This is a genomic window from Rhodanobacter sp. PCA2, assembly GCF_013620825.1.
Classification (GTDB): Bacteria; Pseudomonadota; Gammaproteobacteria; order Xanthomonadales; family Rhodanobacteraceae; genus Rhodanobacter_A.
The window spans coordinates 1-15687 of the sequence record NZ_NJIC01000052.1; the positions used below are offsets into that span (position 1 = coordinate 1).

13 protein-coding genes and 1 pseudogene are annotated in these 15687 nt (G+C 68.8%); 9 read left to right on the forward strand and 5 right to left on the reverse strand.

What is annotated here, in order from left to right; all coding sequences use genetic code 11:
- Positions 1–785 (forward strand): annotated as a pseudogene (locus PCA_RS16175) (peptidase M56); the annotation flags it as partial.
- Positions 786–1054: 269 nt separating this feature from the next.
- Here PCA_RS16175 and PCA_RS16180 read toward each other — a convergent pair.
- Complete coding sequence (locus tag PCA_RS16180; protein ID WP_181303649.1) at positions 1055–3397, reverse strand: S9 family peptidase; 2343 nt, start codon at positions 3395–3397, stop codon at positions 1055–1057.
- A gap of 180 nt (positions 3398–3577) precedes the next feature.
- Here PCA_RS16180 and PCA_RS16185 point away from each other — a divergent pair, with 180 nt between their 5' ends.
- Positions 3578–3967, forward strand: a complete 390-nt coding sequence (locus tag PCA_RS16185) for an acyl-CoA thioesterase (protein WP_181303650.1) — start codon at positions 3578–3580, stop codon at positions 3965–3967.
- An 89-nt stretch (positions 3968–4056) separates the two neighbouring features.
- Entirely contained in the window at positions 4057–4809 is a 753-nt protein-coding gene (locus tag PCA_RS16190) for a glutathione S-transferase family protein (RefSeq protein ID WP_181303651.1), read from the forward strand.
- Positions 4810–4813: 4 nt separating this feature from the next.
- Here the strand turns inward: PCA_RS16190 and PCA_RS16195 are convergent, their stop codons facing one another.
- A complete protein-coding gene (locus PCA_RS16195; RefSeq protein ID WP_181303652.1) occupies positions 4814–5716 on the reverse strand; it encodes a LysR family transcriptional regulator in 903 nt (300 codons plus the stop codon).
- 106 nt (positions 5717–5822) lie between these two features.
- Between PCA_RS16195 and PCA_RS16200 the strand changes: the two genes are divergently transcribed.
- From PCA_RS16200 to PCA_RS16215, 4 genes are all read left to right on the forward strand, one after another.
- The gene (locus PCA_RS16200) at positions 5823–6815 is read left to right on the forward strand and encodes an aldo/keto reductase (protein WP_181303653.1); all 993 of its coding nucleotides are present in this window, start codon (positions 5823–5825) and stop codon (positions 6813–6815) included.
- 82 nt (positions 6816–6897) lie between these two features.
- Positions 6898–7344, forward strand: a complete 447-nt coding sequence (locus tag PCA_RS16205) for an Rrf2 family transcriptional regulator (protein ID WP_181303654.1) — start codon at positions 6898–6900, stop codon at positions 7342–7344.
- 2 nt (positions 7345–7346) lie between these two features.
- A complete protein-coding gene (locus PCA_RS16210) occupies positions 7347–8270 on the forward strand; it encodes an NAD(P)/FAD-dependent oxidoreductase (RefSeq protein ID WP_181303655.1) in 924 nt (307 codons plus the stop codon).
- Positions 8267–8941 carry a class I SAM-dependent methyltransferase gene (locus PCA_RS16215; RefSeq protein WP_181303656.1) on the forward strand — a complete coding sequence of 225 codons (675 nt, stop codon included), beginning with the start codon at positions 8267–8269 and terminating at the stop codon, positions 8939–8941. Before PCA_RS16210 ends, PCA_RS16215 begins: the two co-directional genes overlap by 4 nt.
- A 57-nt stretch (positions 8942–8998) precedes the next feature.
- Here PCA_RS16215 and PCA_RS16220 read toward each other — a convergent pair whose 3' ends face one another.
- Complete coding sequence (locus tag PCA_RS16220; protein WP_181303657.1) at positions 8999–10981, reverse strand: M1 family metallopeptidase; 1983 nt, start codon at positions 10979–10981, stop codon at positions 8999–9001.
- A gap of 103 nt (positions 10982–11084) precedes the next feature.
- Between PCA_RS16220 and queF the strand changes: the two genes are divergently transcribed.
- Positions 11085–11921 carry an NADPH-dependent 7-cyano-7-deazaguanine reductase QueF gene (queF, locus tag PCA_RS16225; protein WP_181303658.1) on the forward strand — a complete coding sequence of 279 codons (837 nt, stop codon included), beginning with the start codon at positions 11085–11087 and terminating at the stop codon, positions 11919–11921.
- 92 nt (positions 11922–12013) lie between these two features.
- Complete coding sequence (locus PCA_RS16230; protein WP_181303659.1) at positions 12014–12565, forward strand: hypothetical protein; 552 nt, start codon at positions 12014–12016, stop codon at positions 12563–12565.
- A 61-nt stretch (positions 12566–12626) separates the two neighbouring features.
- Here the strand turns inward: PCA_RS16230 and PCA_RS16235 are convergent, their stop codons facing one another.
- Together PCA_RS16235 and PCA_RS16240 are read right to left on the reverse strand one after the other, a co-directional pair.
- Entirely contained in the window at positions 12627–15029 is a 2403-nt protein-coding gene (locus PCA_RS16235) for a TonB-dependent receptor (RefSeq protein ID WP_181303660.1), read from the reverse strand.
- A gap of 184 nt (positions 15030–15213) precedes the next feature.
- Complete coding sequence (locus tag PCA_RS16240) at positions 15214–15681, reverse strand: DUF3617 family protein (protein ID WP_181303661.1); 468 nt, start codon at positions 15679–15681, stop codon at positions 15214–15216.
- Positions 15682–15687 lie beyond the last annotated feature (6 nt).

The window sequence follows — 15687 nt, forward strand, 5'->3', positions numbered from 1 at the left end:
CTCCCCCGCCGCCGCCCGTACCCGACGCGCCGCGTCCGCCGGTGCCGCCACCGCCGCCGCCCACCGGCTTCAACGCCCATCACGTGAACATCAGCACGCACGGCGACAATGGTTACGGCTTCGCCCTGCTGGATCGCGACTCCGTCACCGTCAACGGCACCGACGGCGATCTCGCTACGGTGCGACGCCTGCGCAAGCAGGGTGAACCGCTGCTCTGGTTCCGCCGCGGCGGCAAGTCCTACCTGATCCGCGACCCTGCCTACATCCAGCGCGCGAAGGCCGCCTATGCGCCGGTGGCCGAGCTGGGCAAGCAGCAGGGCAAGCTGGGCGAACGGCAAGGTGCGCTGGGCGAACAACAGGGCCGATTGGGTGAGCAGCAGGGCGGCCTGGGCGGCCAGCAGGGCGAATTCGGCGCACGCCAGGCCGAACTCGCCACGCGGCAAGCCAGCCTGAGCCTGCGCCTGGCGCAACTGGACAACCGGGTCGGCGCCGCCGCGAGCGACCCGGGCACGTCCGAGGCGCGCAAGACGCTGCAAGCCGAAATCGCCAAGCTGGGCGCGGAGCAGCAGGCCATGCATCAGCAGCAATCCGCGCTGGGCGAACAGCAGCAAGGCCTGGGTTCGCAGCAGCGGGACCTGGGTCGGCAGCAGCAGGCGCTGGGCAAGCAGCAGCAGGCGCTCGGCGAACGGCAGCGTGCGGCCACGGCGCAGGCCGAACAGCAGATGGGCAAGCTGCTGGACGAGGCCCTGGCCCAGGGTATCGCCAAGCCGTTGGGCACGGACTGACCGAACGCGTTCCGCAGCCCAGGGAAAGGTCTGATCCATCGACTACCTGCCCTTCGTTCCTGCGGCTTTCAACGACCAGGGACCGATCAGGCAGCAGGCGCTTCACGACAGCGAAGCCGGGACGACGAGCAAAACCAGACCATCCCTGGCACTACCCACGAGCCAGTACCACCCACAAGAAAGCCGGCGGATCGCTCCGCCGGCTTTCCTGCATCCGGGCTTGCCGTTGCGCCCCGGCCCGACCGGGCAGGGCCGGGCGGCTCAGTCCGTCATTGCCACGGCCACTTCTTCAGCTCGTACTCCTTCGGCGGCGTGTCGCCGGCGAGGTATTGCACGAAGTAGTCCCAGCGCCGGCGCGTGGCGTACGGCGTGGCCGCCGCGTAACCGTGGTGGACGTTCGGGATGATCAGCATGTCGAAGTCCTTGTTCGCCTTGATCAGCGCCTCGGCCACCAGGTAGGTCTCGCCGACCGGCACGTTGTCGTCCATCGTGCCGTGCACCAGCATCAGGCGGCCTTTCAGGTGCTTCGCCATGTCCTGGTTGGCCTGGTTGTCGTAGTTGGTGCTGCCGTCCTTGTTCGTCACCAGCAGGCCCTGGTACTTCTCGCCCCAGTCATTCTCGTAGTTGCGGTTGTCGTGGTTGCCGCTCTCGGCCCAGCCGACCTTGAAGAAGTCCGGGTAGCGGAACATCGCGTCGGCGGTGGTGTTGCCGCCGCCGGAATGACCCCAGATGCCGACGCGGTCGAGGTCGATCCACGGGTAGCGCTGCGCCAGCTCCTTGATGCCGGCGACCTGGTCGGGCAGCGTGTTGTCGCCCATGTCGCCGTACCAGGTGTGGTGGAAGCTGGCGCTGCGCCACGGCGTGCCCATGCCGTCCAGCGCGACCACGATGAAGCCGAGTTCGGCCAGCGCCTGGTTGTCGCCCTGCGCCGGCATGAAGCTGCGCGAGCGCACCGAGCCGGTCTGCGGACCGGGGTAGACGTAGTCGATGATCGGGTACTTCCTGTTCGGGTCGAAGTGGCTGGGCTTGAACATCTGGCCGTAGAGCACGGTCTTGCCGTCGCGCGCCTTCACGGTGAACGGGATCGGCGCCACCCAGCCGGCGGCCTTGAGCCGCGAGATGTCGGCCTTGGCGATGGTGGCGATGACGTGGCCGTCGTCGCTGGAACGCAGCACGGCGACCGGCGGCGTGTCGACCGTGGACCAGCTGTCCACGAAGGTCTTGCCGTCGGGCGACATGGTGATGGTGTGGTCGGCGTCCTCCGGCGTGAGCAGCACGGGCTTGCCGCCGTCCAGGCCGACCTTCCACAACTGCTTGAAGTACGGATCCACGCCAGCCACGCGGCCGGTGCCGACGAACCACAGCTCGCGCGCCTTGCGGTCGAGGTGCAGCACGTCGATGACGTTGCCGTCGCCGGTGGTGATGGGATGCAGCTCCTTGCCGGTGCGGGTGTCGTACAGGTAGAGGTTCTGCCAGTCGTTGCGTTCGGACGGCCAGATGGCTTCGTGCGACTCCGGCAGGTAGCGCCAGTTCGCGTGGTTCATGCCGCTTTCGTAATAGGTTTGCACCTTCTCGTCGAACGCGGTGCGCACGGCGCCGGTGGCGGCGTCGGCGATGCGGTACCAGACCTGCTTGCGGTCGCGCGAGCTGTTGACCATCGCGAGCGTCCTGCCGTCGGGCGCCCACTGCAAGTCGTCCCAACGACCGTCGCTGCTGCAGCTGATGTCGTCGCACAGGCTGGACAGGCGCTGCTGCGGCGGCAGCTGCAGGCGCACCGTCTTGCGCGAGGCCACGTCGATCACCACCGGCTCGATCATGAACACCTTGTCGTCGCCGGGCAGCGGGTACTTCCACGCGTCCAGCTCGGGATGGCCGACCCTGGTGCGCACGGTGTACATCTCGCCCACGCCGCGCTGGTCCTGCTGGTAGGTGGCGACCTTCGTCGAGTCGGGCGACCAGTTGAGCACGGCGCGGCCGGTATGGATCCAGCCGGCGTTGTCGGTGGCGTAGCCGAAATCCTTCACGCCGTCGGTGGTGAGCCGGGTCTCCTTGCCGGTGGCGACGTCGCGCACCCACAGGTTCCAGTCGCGGATGAAGGCTTCCTTCGTCTTGTCCGGCGAGAGGATGCCGGGCTCGCTGCCGGTCTTCGCCACCGCCTTGGCCTTGCATTCGCCGGCGCCCTCGAGGTCGCACAGGTAATGCTTGCCCGACAGCTCGATGTCGTAGCGGCCATCCTTCCCCACGCTGAAATCGAAACCGCGCGCGGGCACCTTGTCCGCCGCCACGGGCTTGCCGGTGGCCCTGGACAGCGCGGCGGCCAGCTTGCCCTGCTCGAACGCGGGCGCGGCCTTGCCGGTGGCGGTGTCCATGATCATCACGTGGTCGCCGCTGGCATCGTGGTCGCGATACCAGAAACGCGTGTCGTCCAGCCATTTCACCCGCTGCACGTCGTGGTCGACCAGCGGCGCCGTGTTGTAGGACATGAAGCGTTCCGCCTGCGCGTAGTCCTGCGCGGTCAGCGTGCGGCCCTGCGCCATCGCATCGGTGGCGCACACCAGCAACCCGGCGGCCAACGCGCCGCACAGGCGCGTCTTGTCTGTCATCGAACTCATCATGCAACCCCTTCGAGGGAACGAAACCGGCGCCCGCATTGCGGGTGCACCAGCGCCCGATGCTAGCGCCTTGCGGCGGCGGGCACCCCTGCCAAAGGTTGAGGCGGCGGCGCACCCGCATGGCCGGCCGCTGCGGCTTCTGGTGCAGAATGGCGCACTTTCTTTCGCCCGGACCCGTCGATGCCGACCGCCCTGCCCGAAGCGCGCCTGCTGGAAATGGTTTTCCCCGACCACACCAACCACCTAGGCACACTGTTCGGTGGCCAGGCGCTGGCATGGATGGACAAGGCCGCCTTCATCGTGGCATCACGCCATGCCCGGCGCATCGTGGTCACGGCACGCTCGGAGGAAGTGAACTTCCGCGTGCCGGTGCGCAAGGGCCAGCTGGTGGAACTGGTGGCGCGCATCGTGGGCACCGGCCGCAGCTCCATGCAGGTCGAGGTGGAGATGACCGCCGAGGACCCGTTGAGCGGCGAGCGCCAGGTCTGCACCACCGGCCGCTTCGTGATGATCGCGCTGGATGCCGATGGCCGGCCCACGGCGATACCTCCGCTGCCGACGCCGGGCTGAACCGCCGGCGGCGCGCCGGGCGGCGCGGTAACAAGCAGGCGCCGGCTCGTGTAGGATTTTCCAAGGCCGAGTGCATGGAGATCACCGCGATGCCCACACCACGGAAAGTGATCGGCAGCTACCTGTCGCCCTATGTGCGCAAGGTGCTGGCCTGCCTGGAACTCAAGGAACTGGACTACGAGATCGACCCGATCCCGCCGTTCACGGGCAACGAGGCGTTCGCGCGCCTGAGCCCGCTGCGGCGCGTGCCGGTGCTGATCGACGAAGGGCTGGTGCTGAACGACTCCTCGGTGATCTGCCAGTACCTGGAAGACCGCCATCCCACGCCCTCGCTGTACCCGCGCGACATCGCCGACCGCGCCCGCGCGCGCTGGCTGGAGGAGTACGCCGACACGCGCCTGGCCGACGGCCTGATCTGGCGTGTGTTCTACCAGCGCTCGATCCGCCGCCGCGTGTTCGGCGAGGCGCCCGACGAGGCGGTGGTGAAGCAGGCGGTGGAGGTGGAGATTCCCGCCGCGCTGGATTACCTGGAAAGCCAGCTGCCGGACGACGGCTTCATCTTCGGCGCGCTGTCGATCGCCGACATCAGCATCGCCAGCTATTTCCGCACCGCCGCGTTCGCGCGCTACGAGATCGATGCCGCGCGCTGGCCGCGCAGCGCCGCGCTGGTGGCCCTGGTGCTAGCGCAGCCGGCGCTGCAGAAGCTCGCCCGCTACGAGGACTGCATGCTGCGCATGCCGCTGGCCGAGCAGCGCGCGACCCTGCTCAGCGCCGGCGCGCCGCTGAGCAGCGAGACCATGGGCACCTGCGCGCCGCGGCCGGTGTTCCCGCGCACGTCGTGAGCGCTCAGCTCCGCGTCCCCATCAGTTCCACCAGCCAGTCCACGAACACGCGCAGCCGCGCCGGCATCTGCCGTTGCGACGCGTACAGCACGTGCACGGGCAGCGATGGCGGCCGCAGCTCGGGCAGGATCTCGCGCATGCTGCCCGCGGCCAGCGCGTCGGCGACGCGGTAGCGCGGGAGTTGCGCGATGCCCAGCCCGGCCTCGCAGCACGCGAGGTAGGCCTCCACGCCGCTGACCGTGACGCGTCCCGGCAGGCTCACCATTCGGCGACGCCGGTTCACCACGAACTCCAGCGCGGGTTCCGGCCGGCGCGTGGTGGGCGAGACCCAGTTCACCGCGAGGTGGCCTTGCTGCAGCTCGGCCAGCGACCGCGGCTTGCCGTGCCGGCGCAGGTAGGCGGCGCTCGCCACGGTGACCTGCGGCAGCGTGGCCACGCGCCGCCCCACCAGGCCCGAATCCGGCAGTTCGCCCACGCGCAGCACGCAGTCCACGCCCTCGCGCAGCAGGTCCACCAGGCGGTCGCCGGTGCCGATCTCCAGCTCGATCTGCGGAAAGCGCGCGCAGAACTCCGCCAGCGCCGGGATCACCAGTTGCCGTGCCAGCGTGGCCGGCAGGTCGATGCGCAGGCGGCCCTGCGGCTTCAGCGCGGCGTCGCGGAAATCGGCTTCCACCTCGTCCAGGTCGGCGAGCAGGCGCACGCAATGCGCGTAATAGGCCTGGCCGTCGCGGGTCACGCGCTGGCTGCGCGTGGTCCGCTGCAGCAGTTGCGCGCCCAGCCGCGCCTCCAGTCGCTTGATGGCGTGGGTGACGGTGGCGCGCGGCAGGTCGAGGTCGTTGGCGGCGGCGGTGAAGCTGCCGAGCTCGACGATCCGCGCGTACAGCCGCATGGTGTCCAGCCGATCCATGGATTGTTGTCGTGAATGGAATGGTGATGGCGATTATTGGGTATTTATCCGACAACGGCCAGGGCGCAGCATGGCGCCTCCTCCCCCCCCACGTGAGCGAATCCCCATGCAAACCCGCACGCTCGGCAAGAACGGCCCCCACGTCTCCGCCCTCGGCCTCGGCTGCATGGGCATGAGCGACTTCTACGGCCACCGCGACGACGCCGAATCCATCGCCACCATCCACCACGCGCTGGACCGCGGCCTCAACCTGCTCGACACCGCAGACGTGTACGGCCCGCATCGCAACGAGGAACTGGTGGGCAAGGCGATCAAGGGCCGTCGCGAACAGGCCTTCGTCGCGACCAAGTTCGGCATCGTGCGCGACCCCGGCAACCCGGCCGCGCGCGGCGTCGACGGCCGCCCGGACTACGTGCGCGCCTCCTGCGACGGCAGCCTGAAGCGCCTCGGCATCGAGACCATCGACCTGTACTACCAGCACCGCGTGGACCCGAACGTGCCGATCGAGGAAACCGTGGGCGCGATGGCCGAGCTGGTGCAGGCGGGCAAGGTGCGCCACCTGGGTCTCTCCGAGGCGTCCGCCGCCACGCTGGAGCGAGCCAGCAAGGTGCATCCCATCGCCGCGCTGCAGAGCGAGTTCTCGCTGTGGACGCGCGACCCGCAGCAGAACGGCATGCTCGACGCCTGCCGCCGGCTGGGCATCAGCCTGGTGGCCTACTCGCCGCTGGGCCGCGGATTCCTCACCGGCGCGATCCGTTCGCCGGAGGATTTCGATGCCGACGACTACCGCCGTTCCAGCCCGCGCTTCCAGGGCGGGAACTTCGCGCGCAACCTCGCGCTGGTGGACCGGGTGAAGGCGCTCGCCGCCGACAAGGGCTGCTCGCCCGCGCAGCTGGCGCTGGCCTGGGTGCTGGCGCAGGGCAAGGACGTGCTGGCGATTCCCGGCACGAAGCAGCGCTCGCGGCTGGACGAGAACCTGGGTGCGCTGGACGTGGCGCTGTCGGTGGCGGAACTCGCGGCGATCGACGCGGTGTTCCCGCCCGACGCGGTGGCGGGCGAGCGCTACACCGCGGCGGGCATGGCGCATCTCAACCGCTGAGGCGGGCGCCGGGAAACCCGTCGGGGCGCGGCTTGCGGGCCGCGCCTTGACACGCACGTTCAAATGCAACATCGTAAGTTACATGAAACGCGACAGCCGCCTCTCCTCCGTCCTGCACGCGCTGCTGCACATGGCCGAGCAGGACGGACCGGTCACTTCCGACACGCTCGCCGAATGCCTGGGCACCAACCCCGTGGTCGTCCGGCGCACCATGGGCTACCTGCGCGAAGCCGGCATCGTCGCCTCCGACCGCGGCCATGCCGGCGGCTGGCGCATCAGCGCGGACCTTGCCGACGTCACCCTGCGCCAGCTGCACGAAGCGCTGGGCGAACCGGCGATGTTCGCCATCGGCAACCGCAACGAGAACCCGGCGTGCCTGGTCGAGCAGGTAGTGAATGCCGCGCTCGAAGACACGTTCGCCGAAGCCGAGGCGCTGCTGCTGGAACGGTTCTCGGACATCACGCTCGCCGATCTGGCCGCCGACTTCGCGCGCCGGCACGCAGCGGCCCGACGCAGGAGGAAGCACTGAGCATGCAACACGACATCATCGTCATCGGCGGAAGCTACGCGGGCATGGCCGCGGCCCTGCAACTCGTGCGGGCGCGCAAGTCGGTGCTGGTGATCGACGAAGGCCGGCGGCGCAACCGCCACGCCAGCCATTCGCACGGGTTTCTCGGGCAGGACGGCGTCGATCCCGGCGAGATCGCCGCGACCGCCCGCCGCCAGCTCGAAGCCTATCCGACGCTGACCTGGCTCGACGGCCGCGCCGAGTCCGTCACCGGACAGGTGGACGATTTCACCGTCGTGGCGTCGGACGGAACGCACCATCGGGGCCGTCGCATCCTGTTCGCCATCGGCGTCTCCGACCAGTTGCCGGCCATCGCCGGGCTCGTCGAGCGCTGGGGCAAGTCGGTGTTCCATTGCCCGTACTGCCACGGTTACGAACTCGGCCAGGGACGCATCGGCGTCATCGCGAGCGGACCGATTCCGGCAAGCCACCTGAAACTCCTCACCGACTGGGGCAGCGTGACCCTGCTCGTCAACGGCGCGATGGAACTGGACGACGAAGCCCGCGCCGCCATGCAGCAATACGGCATCGCGATCGAGACGGCATCCATCGAGCGGATCGAAGGTGGGGCCGACGTGCGCACCGCGGACGGAAGGCTGCTGCATTTCGCCGGGTTGTTCGCGGTGCCGCGCTGCGCGCCGTCCAGCCCGCTCGCCGAGGCTGCGGGCTGCGCGCTGGAAGAGACGCCCATGGGCGTGCAGCTGCACGTCGATGCCGAGAACAAGACCTCGGTGACCGGGATATTCGCGTGCGGCGACGCGGCGAGCGCGCCGCACTCGGTGTCGCTCGCCGTGGGCAACGGCGCCATGGCCGGCATCCAGCTGCACCGCTCGCTGGTCTGGCCCGAGACGGTGGCGCCAGCGCATGAAGCAACCGCCCACCGATGAGCACGTTTTCCGACCCGTCGACCGTGGCGAGCTATGCCGAGCGGACCGCGAGGATCGTACCCGGCCTGCGCGACCTGCACCGGATGGCCGGCGTGCTGCTGGCCGAACGCGCGCCGGTCGACGCCCGCATCCTGGTGCTGGGCGCGGGCGGCGGGCTGGAACTGAAAGCCTTCGCCGAGCTGCAGCCCGGTTGGCAGTTCGACGGCGTGGACCCGTCGGCCGACATGCTCGAACTGGCCCGCACCACCCTCGGTCCGCTCGCCTCGCGCGTGCGCTTGCATGAAGGCTATATCGACAATGCGCCGATGGGGCCGTTCGATGGCGCCACATGCCTCCTGACGCTGCACTTCCTCGGCCGCGCCGAACGGCTCGACACGCTGGAAGCGATCCATCGGCGCCTCAAGCCCGGCGCACCGCTCGTCGTCGCGCACCACAGCTTTCCCAACGAAGGCCCGGCGCAAGACCGATGGCTCGCGCGCAATGCGGCATTCGCGGTCGCGGCCGGCGTGCCCGCGGAGCAAGCCCGCAGCGGCGCGGCGGCGATCAAGGAGCGCCTGCCCGTGCTCACGCCGCAGCAGGAAGCCGACCTGCTCGGCGAAGTCGGATTCACGGACGTCGAACTGTTCTACGCCGGGTTCACGTTCAAGGGCTGGGTGGCCCGCAAGGCCTGACGAGCTTCCTGTCGACGGCGCGCAGCGCCCTCTCCGCACGGGAGAGGGCGCGAAACTTCAGTGCATCGTGTAGCTGTTGTTGGAGCGGTCCGCGTCCGGCAGTTTGTGGTCGGGATCGAGTTCCAGCTTCGCGATGGGCTTGGCGGTATCCAGGGTGAGCTTGGGCGTGCCGCTGAAGCGCCAGGTTTCCACCGGCAGGCGGATGTCGCGGTGCGTGCCGTCAGTGAAGTCCACGCGCAGCGTGGCCGGCATCACCAGCTTCTGCCTGCTGACCAGGTCCACCGTCACGCCCCTGGCCGCGTCGTTGCCCACGTAGCTGGCGCCCGTGACGCCCATGTCGAGCTGCCAGTTGTGGAAGTACCAGCCGCGCCACCACCACGACAGATCCTCGCCCGCCGCGCTGTCCATGAAGCGGAAGAAGTCCGAGGGCGTGGGATGGTGGTAGGCCCAGGTGCGGATGTAGGCGCGGAACGCGGGGTCGAAGCGCTCGGGGCCGAGGATCTGCTCGCGCAGCAGGATCAGGCCCAGCGCACCCTTGAAGTAGGTGAGCGGGTGGCGGTACTTCTCGCTCACCGTATCCGCATGCGCCATCAGCGTGGGCGCGTCGGGATCGGCCAGCAGCGGCAGGATCTCGTCCACCGGGTTGCCGCCCTTGGGCGCGTATTCGCCGTCGCGCTTGGGACCGTATTCGCCGTGGTTGAAGGCATCCGACGCGTAGACGTCGATGAAGGTGTTGAAGCCTTCGTCCATGAACGCGTGGCGGCGCTCGTTCGAGCCCACGATCATCGGGAACCAGGTGTGGCCGATCTCGTGCGCGGTGATCCAGAACAGGCCCTTGCCGTGGTCCTCGTAGCCGTCGAAGACGATGCCGGGATACTCCATGCCGGCGCCGTGGCCGCCGAGGTTGACCGCGTTCGGCCACGGGTACGGAAACCACTTCGCGGAGAAGTGCTCGATCGCGCCCTTGAGGTATTCGGTGGAACGGTTCCACTGGTCGGCGCCCACGCCTTCCACCGGGTAGATCGACATGGCCAGCGCGTGCTTGCCGTCGGGCAGGTTGATGCGCGCGGCGTCCCACACGAAGGCGGGCGAGGCGGCGAAGGCCACGTCGCGCGTGTGTTCCATGCGGAAGCGCCAGGTCTGCGTGCCGCTGCGCGTGGGGCGCGAAGCGGGATCGTTCACTTCCTCCGGCTTGCGGATGTACACGGTGCGGTCGCTGTTCGCCGCCTGCGCCAGGCGCTCGCGCTCGGTGGCGGTGAGCACCTGCTCGGGGTTCGTCAGCTGGCCGGAACCTTCGACGATCCAGTTCCACGGCACCGTCACCGCATAGTCGATGGTGCCGTATTCGAGGTAGAACTCCTGGCCGAGGTAGGGCAGCGTGTCCCAGCCGCGCAGGTCGTCGTACACCGCCATGCGAGGGAACCACTGCGCGATCTCGTAGATGTCGCCGTTCTTCGTCGGCGTCACCGCGGTGCGGCCGCCCCAGGTGCCCGGCACGGTGTAGTGGTAGCGGATGCGCAGCTTCACCTGGCCGCCCTTCGCCTTGAGCGCCGCCGGCAGGTCCACGCGCAGGCGCGTGTCGTCCACCAGGTAGCGCACCGGCTTGCCGTCCACTTCCACCGCGTCGAGCTGGTAGCCGTCGGTGGACTGGCCGGGCTTCTTCGGCCACGGCGAGGTGAGCGCGCCGCGCGAGTCGGGCTTGTAGATGTTCTGGTCGAGCTGCACCCACAGCGCGTCGAGCGCGTCGGGGCTGTGGTTGGTGTAGGTGATGGTTTCGTCGCCGGACAGGCGGTGCGTGGCCGGATCGATGCTCGCCTTGATGTCGTAGTCGGCGCGGTTCTGCCAGAACCCCGGGCCGGGCTTGCCGGCGCCGTCGCGGAATGCGTTGACCGGCTGCGGCAGCGCAAGCGGCGCGAACAGCTTCTGCGGATCGAAGGGCGAGCCCTTGTCCTGGGCGAAGGCCGGCGCGCACAGCGCGGCGACGGCGAACAGGACGACCAGGGCGGCCGCGGGGCGGCGGACCGCAATCGGGTTCTTCATGGAGTGCCTTTGGGCGTGGGCGAGCCCGCCCACTATAGGAATCGTACCGTCCCGGTGGATAGGCCAGAAGTACTGGCTGCGGCCGCCTCGCTAGAATGGCGGCATGAGCACGCCCGACCACTCCCCCCTCGGCAAGGCCACCGTCTACGCCGACCGCTACGATCCTGCGCTGCTGTTTCCCATCCCGCGCAGCGCCAAGCGCGCCGAGATCGGCGTGGGCCTGCCGCTACCGTTCCACGGCACGGATATCTGGAATGCCTACGAGCTGTCCTGGCTGGACATGCAGGGCAAGCCGCAGGTGGCCGTGGCCGAATTCCGCGTACCGGCGAGCACGCCGAACATCGTCGAATCGAAGTCGTTCAAGCTCTATCTCAACGGCTTCGCGCAGGAACCGCTGGCGAACGCGGACGCGCTGCGCGCCCTGCTGCAGCGGGACCTCAGCGCCGCCGCGGGCGACGTGGTGGAAGTGATCCTGCATCCCGCGCGCGCCGCCGCACTTTCCTTCGACGATCTCGCCGGCGAATCCATCGACGCCCTGCCTGTCGCCATCGACGACTACGGCCCGCCCAAGGCCGAGTACCTGCGCGTCGATGCCGATGCCGCCGTGGTCGAGGAAACCCTGGTCTCCGACCTGCTGCGCTCGAACTGCCCGGTCACCGGCCAGCCGGACTGGGGCAGCGTGCAGATCGCCTATCGCGGCGCGCCGATCGACCGCGAGGGGCTGTTGCGCTACCTCGTCTCGTTCCGCACGCATACCGAGTTCCACGAGCAGTGCGTGGAGCGCATCTTCATGGACGTCACGGCGCGCTGCGCGCCCGAGCGGCTCAGCGTGTACGCGCGCTACACCCGCCGCGGCGGCCTGGACATCAACCCGTTCCGCAGCAGCGTGGCGACCGCGCCGGGCAGCGCGCCCGACAACCGCCGCGGCGCGCGGCAGTAACCGGCGCTTCAGTCCGCGCGTACTAGCCTCGATCCGACTCGACTCGCCATGGCATCGCGCCCGGTGCGATGCCACGGCCACGGGATACCGCCATGCGCCGACTCGCCTGCCCGCTCACCCTGTGCTTCGCCAGCCTGCTGCTGGGTGCCTGCCATGGGCACGACAGCACGCCGGTGGAACCGATCGCCGGCACCTCCGGAAAAACGCCCGTGGCGGCACACACGGCCAAGCCCGCCCCCGCCGCCACGGCACCCGCGCCCGCCGCGAGCACGGCGAAGAAACCCGTCGCCGCGACCGACGACAGCTTCCGCGTCGCCACCCTCACCCTGGGCAGCGCGATCGACGGCGGTTACGCCGTGACCGCGCCCGCCACGCGCTTCGCCGACAACACGCCGGTGATCTACGCCAGCGTCGCCACCACCGGGCGTACCGCGGGCGCCACGCTGGATGCGCGCTGGCGCTACCTCGAAGGCCAGGGCGTGCTGGTCAACGAACTCCGCCAGACCATCGCCGCCGACGGCCCCGCGGTGACCACGTTCAAGGTGCAGAACCCCAACCGGTGGCCCGCCGGCAAGTACAGCGTGGAGATCTCGCTGGATGGCAAGCACGCCGCCAGCCGCGACTTCGAGATCGGCAACCGCTGAAGCCATCGCCGTCCTGATGCAGCCGCAGCGCCCCGCACGGGCGTTGCGGCTGCGCATATGCTCAGAAGTGGATGTCGACGCTGCCGGTGACGCTGCGCGGCGCCGCGATGATGCCGCGGATGAAGTCGTTGCCGTTGTAGTCGGTGTCGGTGTACGCCGTGTTCAGGTAGTGCCGGTTGAACAGGTTGTCGACGTTGAGGCCGAAGCGCACCTCGTGCCCGAAGCCGGAGGACGCGAACTGCACGGTGTCGCTCACGCCGATGTCGAACACCGCATACGGCTTGATCGTGGCGGCCGTGGGCGTGCCGGCGAACAACTGGTCGATGTATTGCTTGTCCACGAAGCGCCCCTGCGCGTCGACGCGCCAGCCCTGCCACTTCCACGTCACGCCCGCGCTGTACAGGTTCTGCGGCACGCCCGCCAGCGGCTGGCCGGCGTTGACCTGCCCCGCGAAATCGGACGTGAAGCTGGACGTGAACTTCGCCTGGTTGTGCGCGTAGTTGAAGTACGCGCCGAACGTACCGGCGGACATCGTCTGCCAGTCCTCCCGCAACTGCAGCTCGACGCCCTGGTAGCGCGAACTGCCGCCGTTGCGGAAATGGCTGAGCTGGGTGACCGGGTCGGTGACCGTGATGAAGGTGTTCCTGAAGTTCTCTCGATAGCCGTTGAGCGTGGCGCTGAAACCGTCCACGCGGTAGCGCGCGCCGACCTCGTAGTCCTCGACGTATTCCGGCTTCACCGTGGGCGGCACGAGGGTGTTGTTGCCGTTCGCGTCGGTCTGGAACGCGCCGTAGTACGCGGAGATGTCCGGCAGCTTGAAGTTCTTGCCGTACGAGGCGTAGACGTTCAGGCCGTCGGCCACCTGGTAGTTCGCGCCGAACGTGGGCGAGACGAAGTGCTCGGTGTCCTTCACCGTGCCGGCGATCGGGTAGTAGATGCCCACGATGTCGTGGTTGGTGGTGCTGGCGTGGATGAACTTCAGGCCCGGCGTGAGGTGCAGCCTGTCGTCGAACAGCGACACCGTATCCTGCGCGAAGAGCGAACTCACCGTGCGGTGGTCGTGCTCGTCCCAGGTGTCGTTGTAGCCATTGATCTTCGGCACTGGCGCCGAGCCGTACCAGTATTCGCGCGAATGCAGCTTGCCCCAGGTGACGTTGCCGCCGATCACGACCTCGTTGTTCGGCAGGCTGAGGGTCAGCTCGGCCGTGTCGCCGACGCCCGAAGTGGTGTAGCCGTAGAAGTGGTAGGCGGTGCCGGCCTCCACCGAACCGAACACGGCGGCCGGATCGTAGGTGGGGCCGTCCGGATTGCCCAGCCAGAACGCGTAGCCGCTCGGGTTGTCTTCCAGGTTGTAGGGCTGGGTGGCGCTCTGCTGGTACAGCGGGTTGGAATACGAAGTGCGCAGGTATTCGTTGCGGCCGAAGAACAGCTTGTTGCTGAAGGCGACGTTGTCGGCGAACTGCGATTTCCAGTCCACGATGTCCAGCCAGTTGCGGTCCTTGATCGGCGAGGAGGTCCAGTCCAGCGGCCACTGGTAGCTGCGGCCGTACTGCTGCTGCAGCGCCTGCGGCATGTTGAACGGCGACAGGCCCTTGTTGGTGTTGTAGAGCAGGTAGTTGGACAGCGTGTTGTTCTCGTCGAAGGCGTACGACAGCGCCCAGTAGAAATTGTCGTTGCGGTCGTGGGTGTGGTCGATCCAGCCGCGGCTGCTCGAATGGGCGAACGCGAAGTACTGCTTGAGCCCGTTCCAGTCGCCGGTGTCGAAGCTCGCGTGGTAGTCGTAGCTGCGGAAGCTGCCGTAGCTCGCGCCGACGCGGCCGCCCATGGTGTCGCCGGGCTGGCGCGGCACGTAGTTGATGGTGCCGCCCAGCGAGTTGTAGGAGTTCACCGCCGGGTTGTTGATGCCGCGGTAGATGTCCACCGACTGCAGGTTGGCGGGAATCAGCAGCACGTTGTTGCGGTTCTCCGCCTGGTTCGTCACGCCGCCGTTGAACACGTCGTTGAGCGCCACGCCGGCGAAGGTTTCCGAGAACTGGCTGGAGTTGAAGGCGCGCAGGTTGACGCTGCTCTCCACGCCGTTCGGCCCGTTCGCATAGGCGAACACCGAGGGCTGCTGGTTCAGCATCGTCTGCACGGTCACCACCGGCGCGGGCGACAGGTTGCGCAGGGTCTCCGTGTCGATCTGGCTCTGCGTGTAGGTCGCCGTCGGCGGCACGTCGTTGATCGTCGCGGCCGTCACCGACACGCCGTTGAGCTGGGTCACTTCCTTCTTCGGCTTTTTCTTCGCGTCGTCGGCGGGGGTGCTGGTGCCATCGCCGGCGTTCGTCACGGGCGCCGTGCCGAGATCGGCGGCGCGGGCCGCCGTGCCGTGGAGGCCGCCGGCCATCGCGGCCAGGATGGCGAGCGCCAGCACGGACGTGCGGTGGCGAAGGAGGATCGGCGGCTGTCGAACTGTGTTGCCCATGGGGTCGGTTCCGTTGAGAGGGTCGCCGCGACATGAAGCCGTTGCGCCTGTCCGCGCGGCGGGCGGCAGGAAAGGCCAAAGCTGGAACGGATGCGCGGCGCACATGCATGCCGATCCGATCGGCGAGGCGGTGTGGCCATCGGGTGATGCGGTGGTGCCGGTTTCACGTGCGCCCGACGCTGCTTCAGTCGCTGGGCCCGGTGCAGGCGGCGCGGCGCACGCCTTCCACCCGCAGCACCTCGCCCCGCCCCTGCAGGCTGATGCTGGCGGCGTAGTGCTCGGGCGTGTCGAACGCCACGCGACCCTGTCCGCTCGGCGTTGGCATGCCCGCGCACGCGAGCGTCCAGTCCAGCGTGGTGGTGCTGCGATGCGCATCGCTGCGCCTGCATTGCGGCGCCGGCATGGGCAACGCGGCGAAACTGGTCCAGGGATCGTCCCCTTCGTTCACGCAGTGCCACTCCACCCTGGGCGGCCCGGCGCGACCGTGGTCGACCACGCGCAGCACGACGCGCCACAGGCCGGGCATGGCCTGGAAATCGGCGGGGTCGGCGCGGATCACGGCGACGGAAGTTGCGCCAAGCAGCAGGATCGCGGGCAGGCTGAAACGCCGTGCCGGTACCTGCGGTCGATGCGCCGCCTTTCGGTGCGACATGGGCAT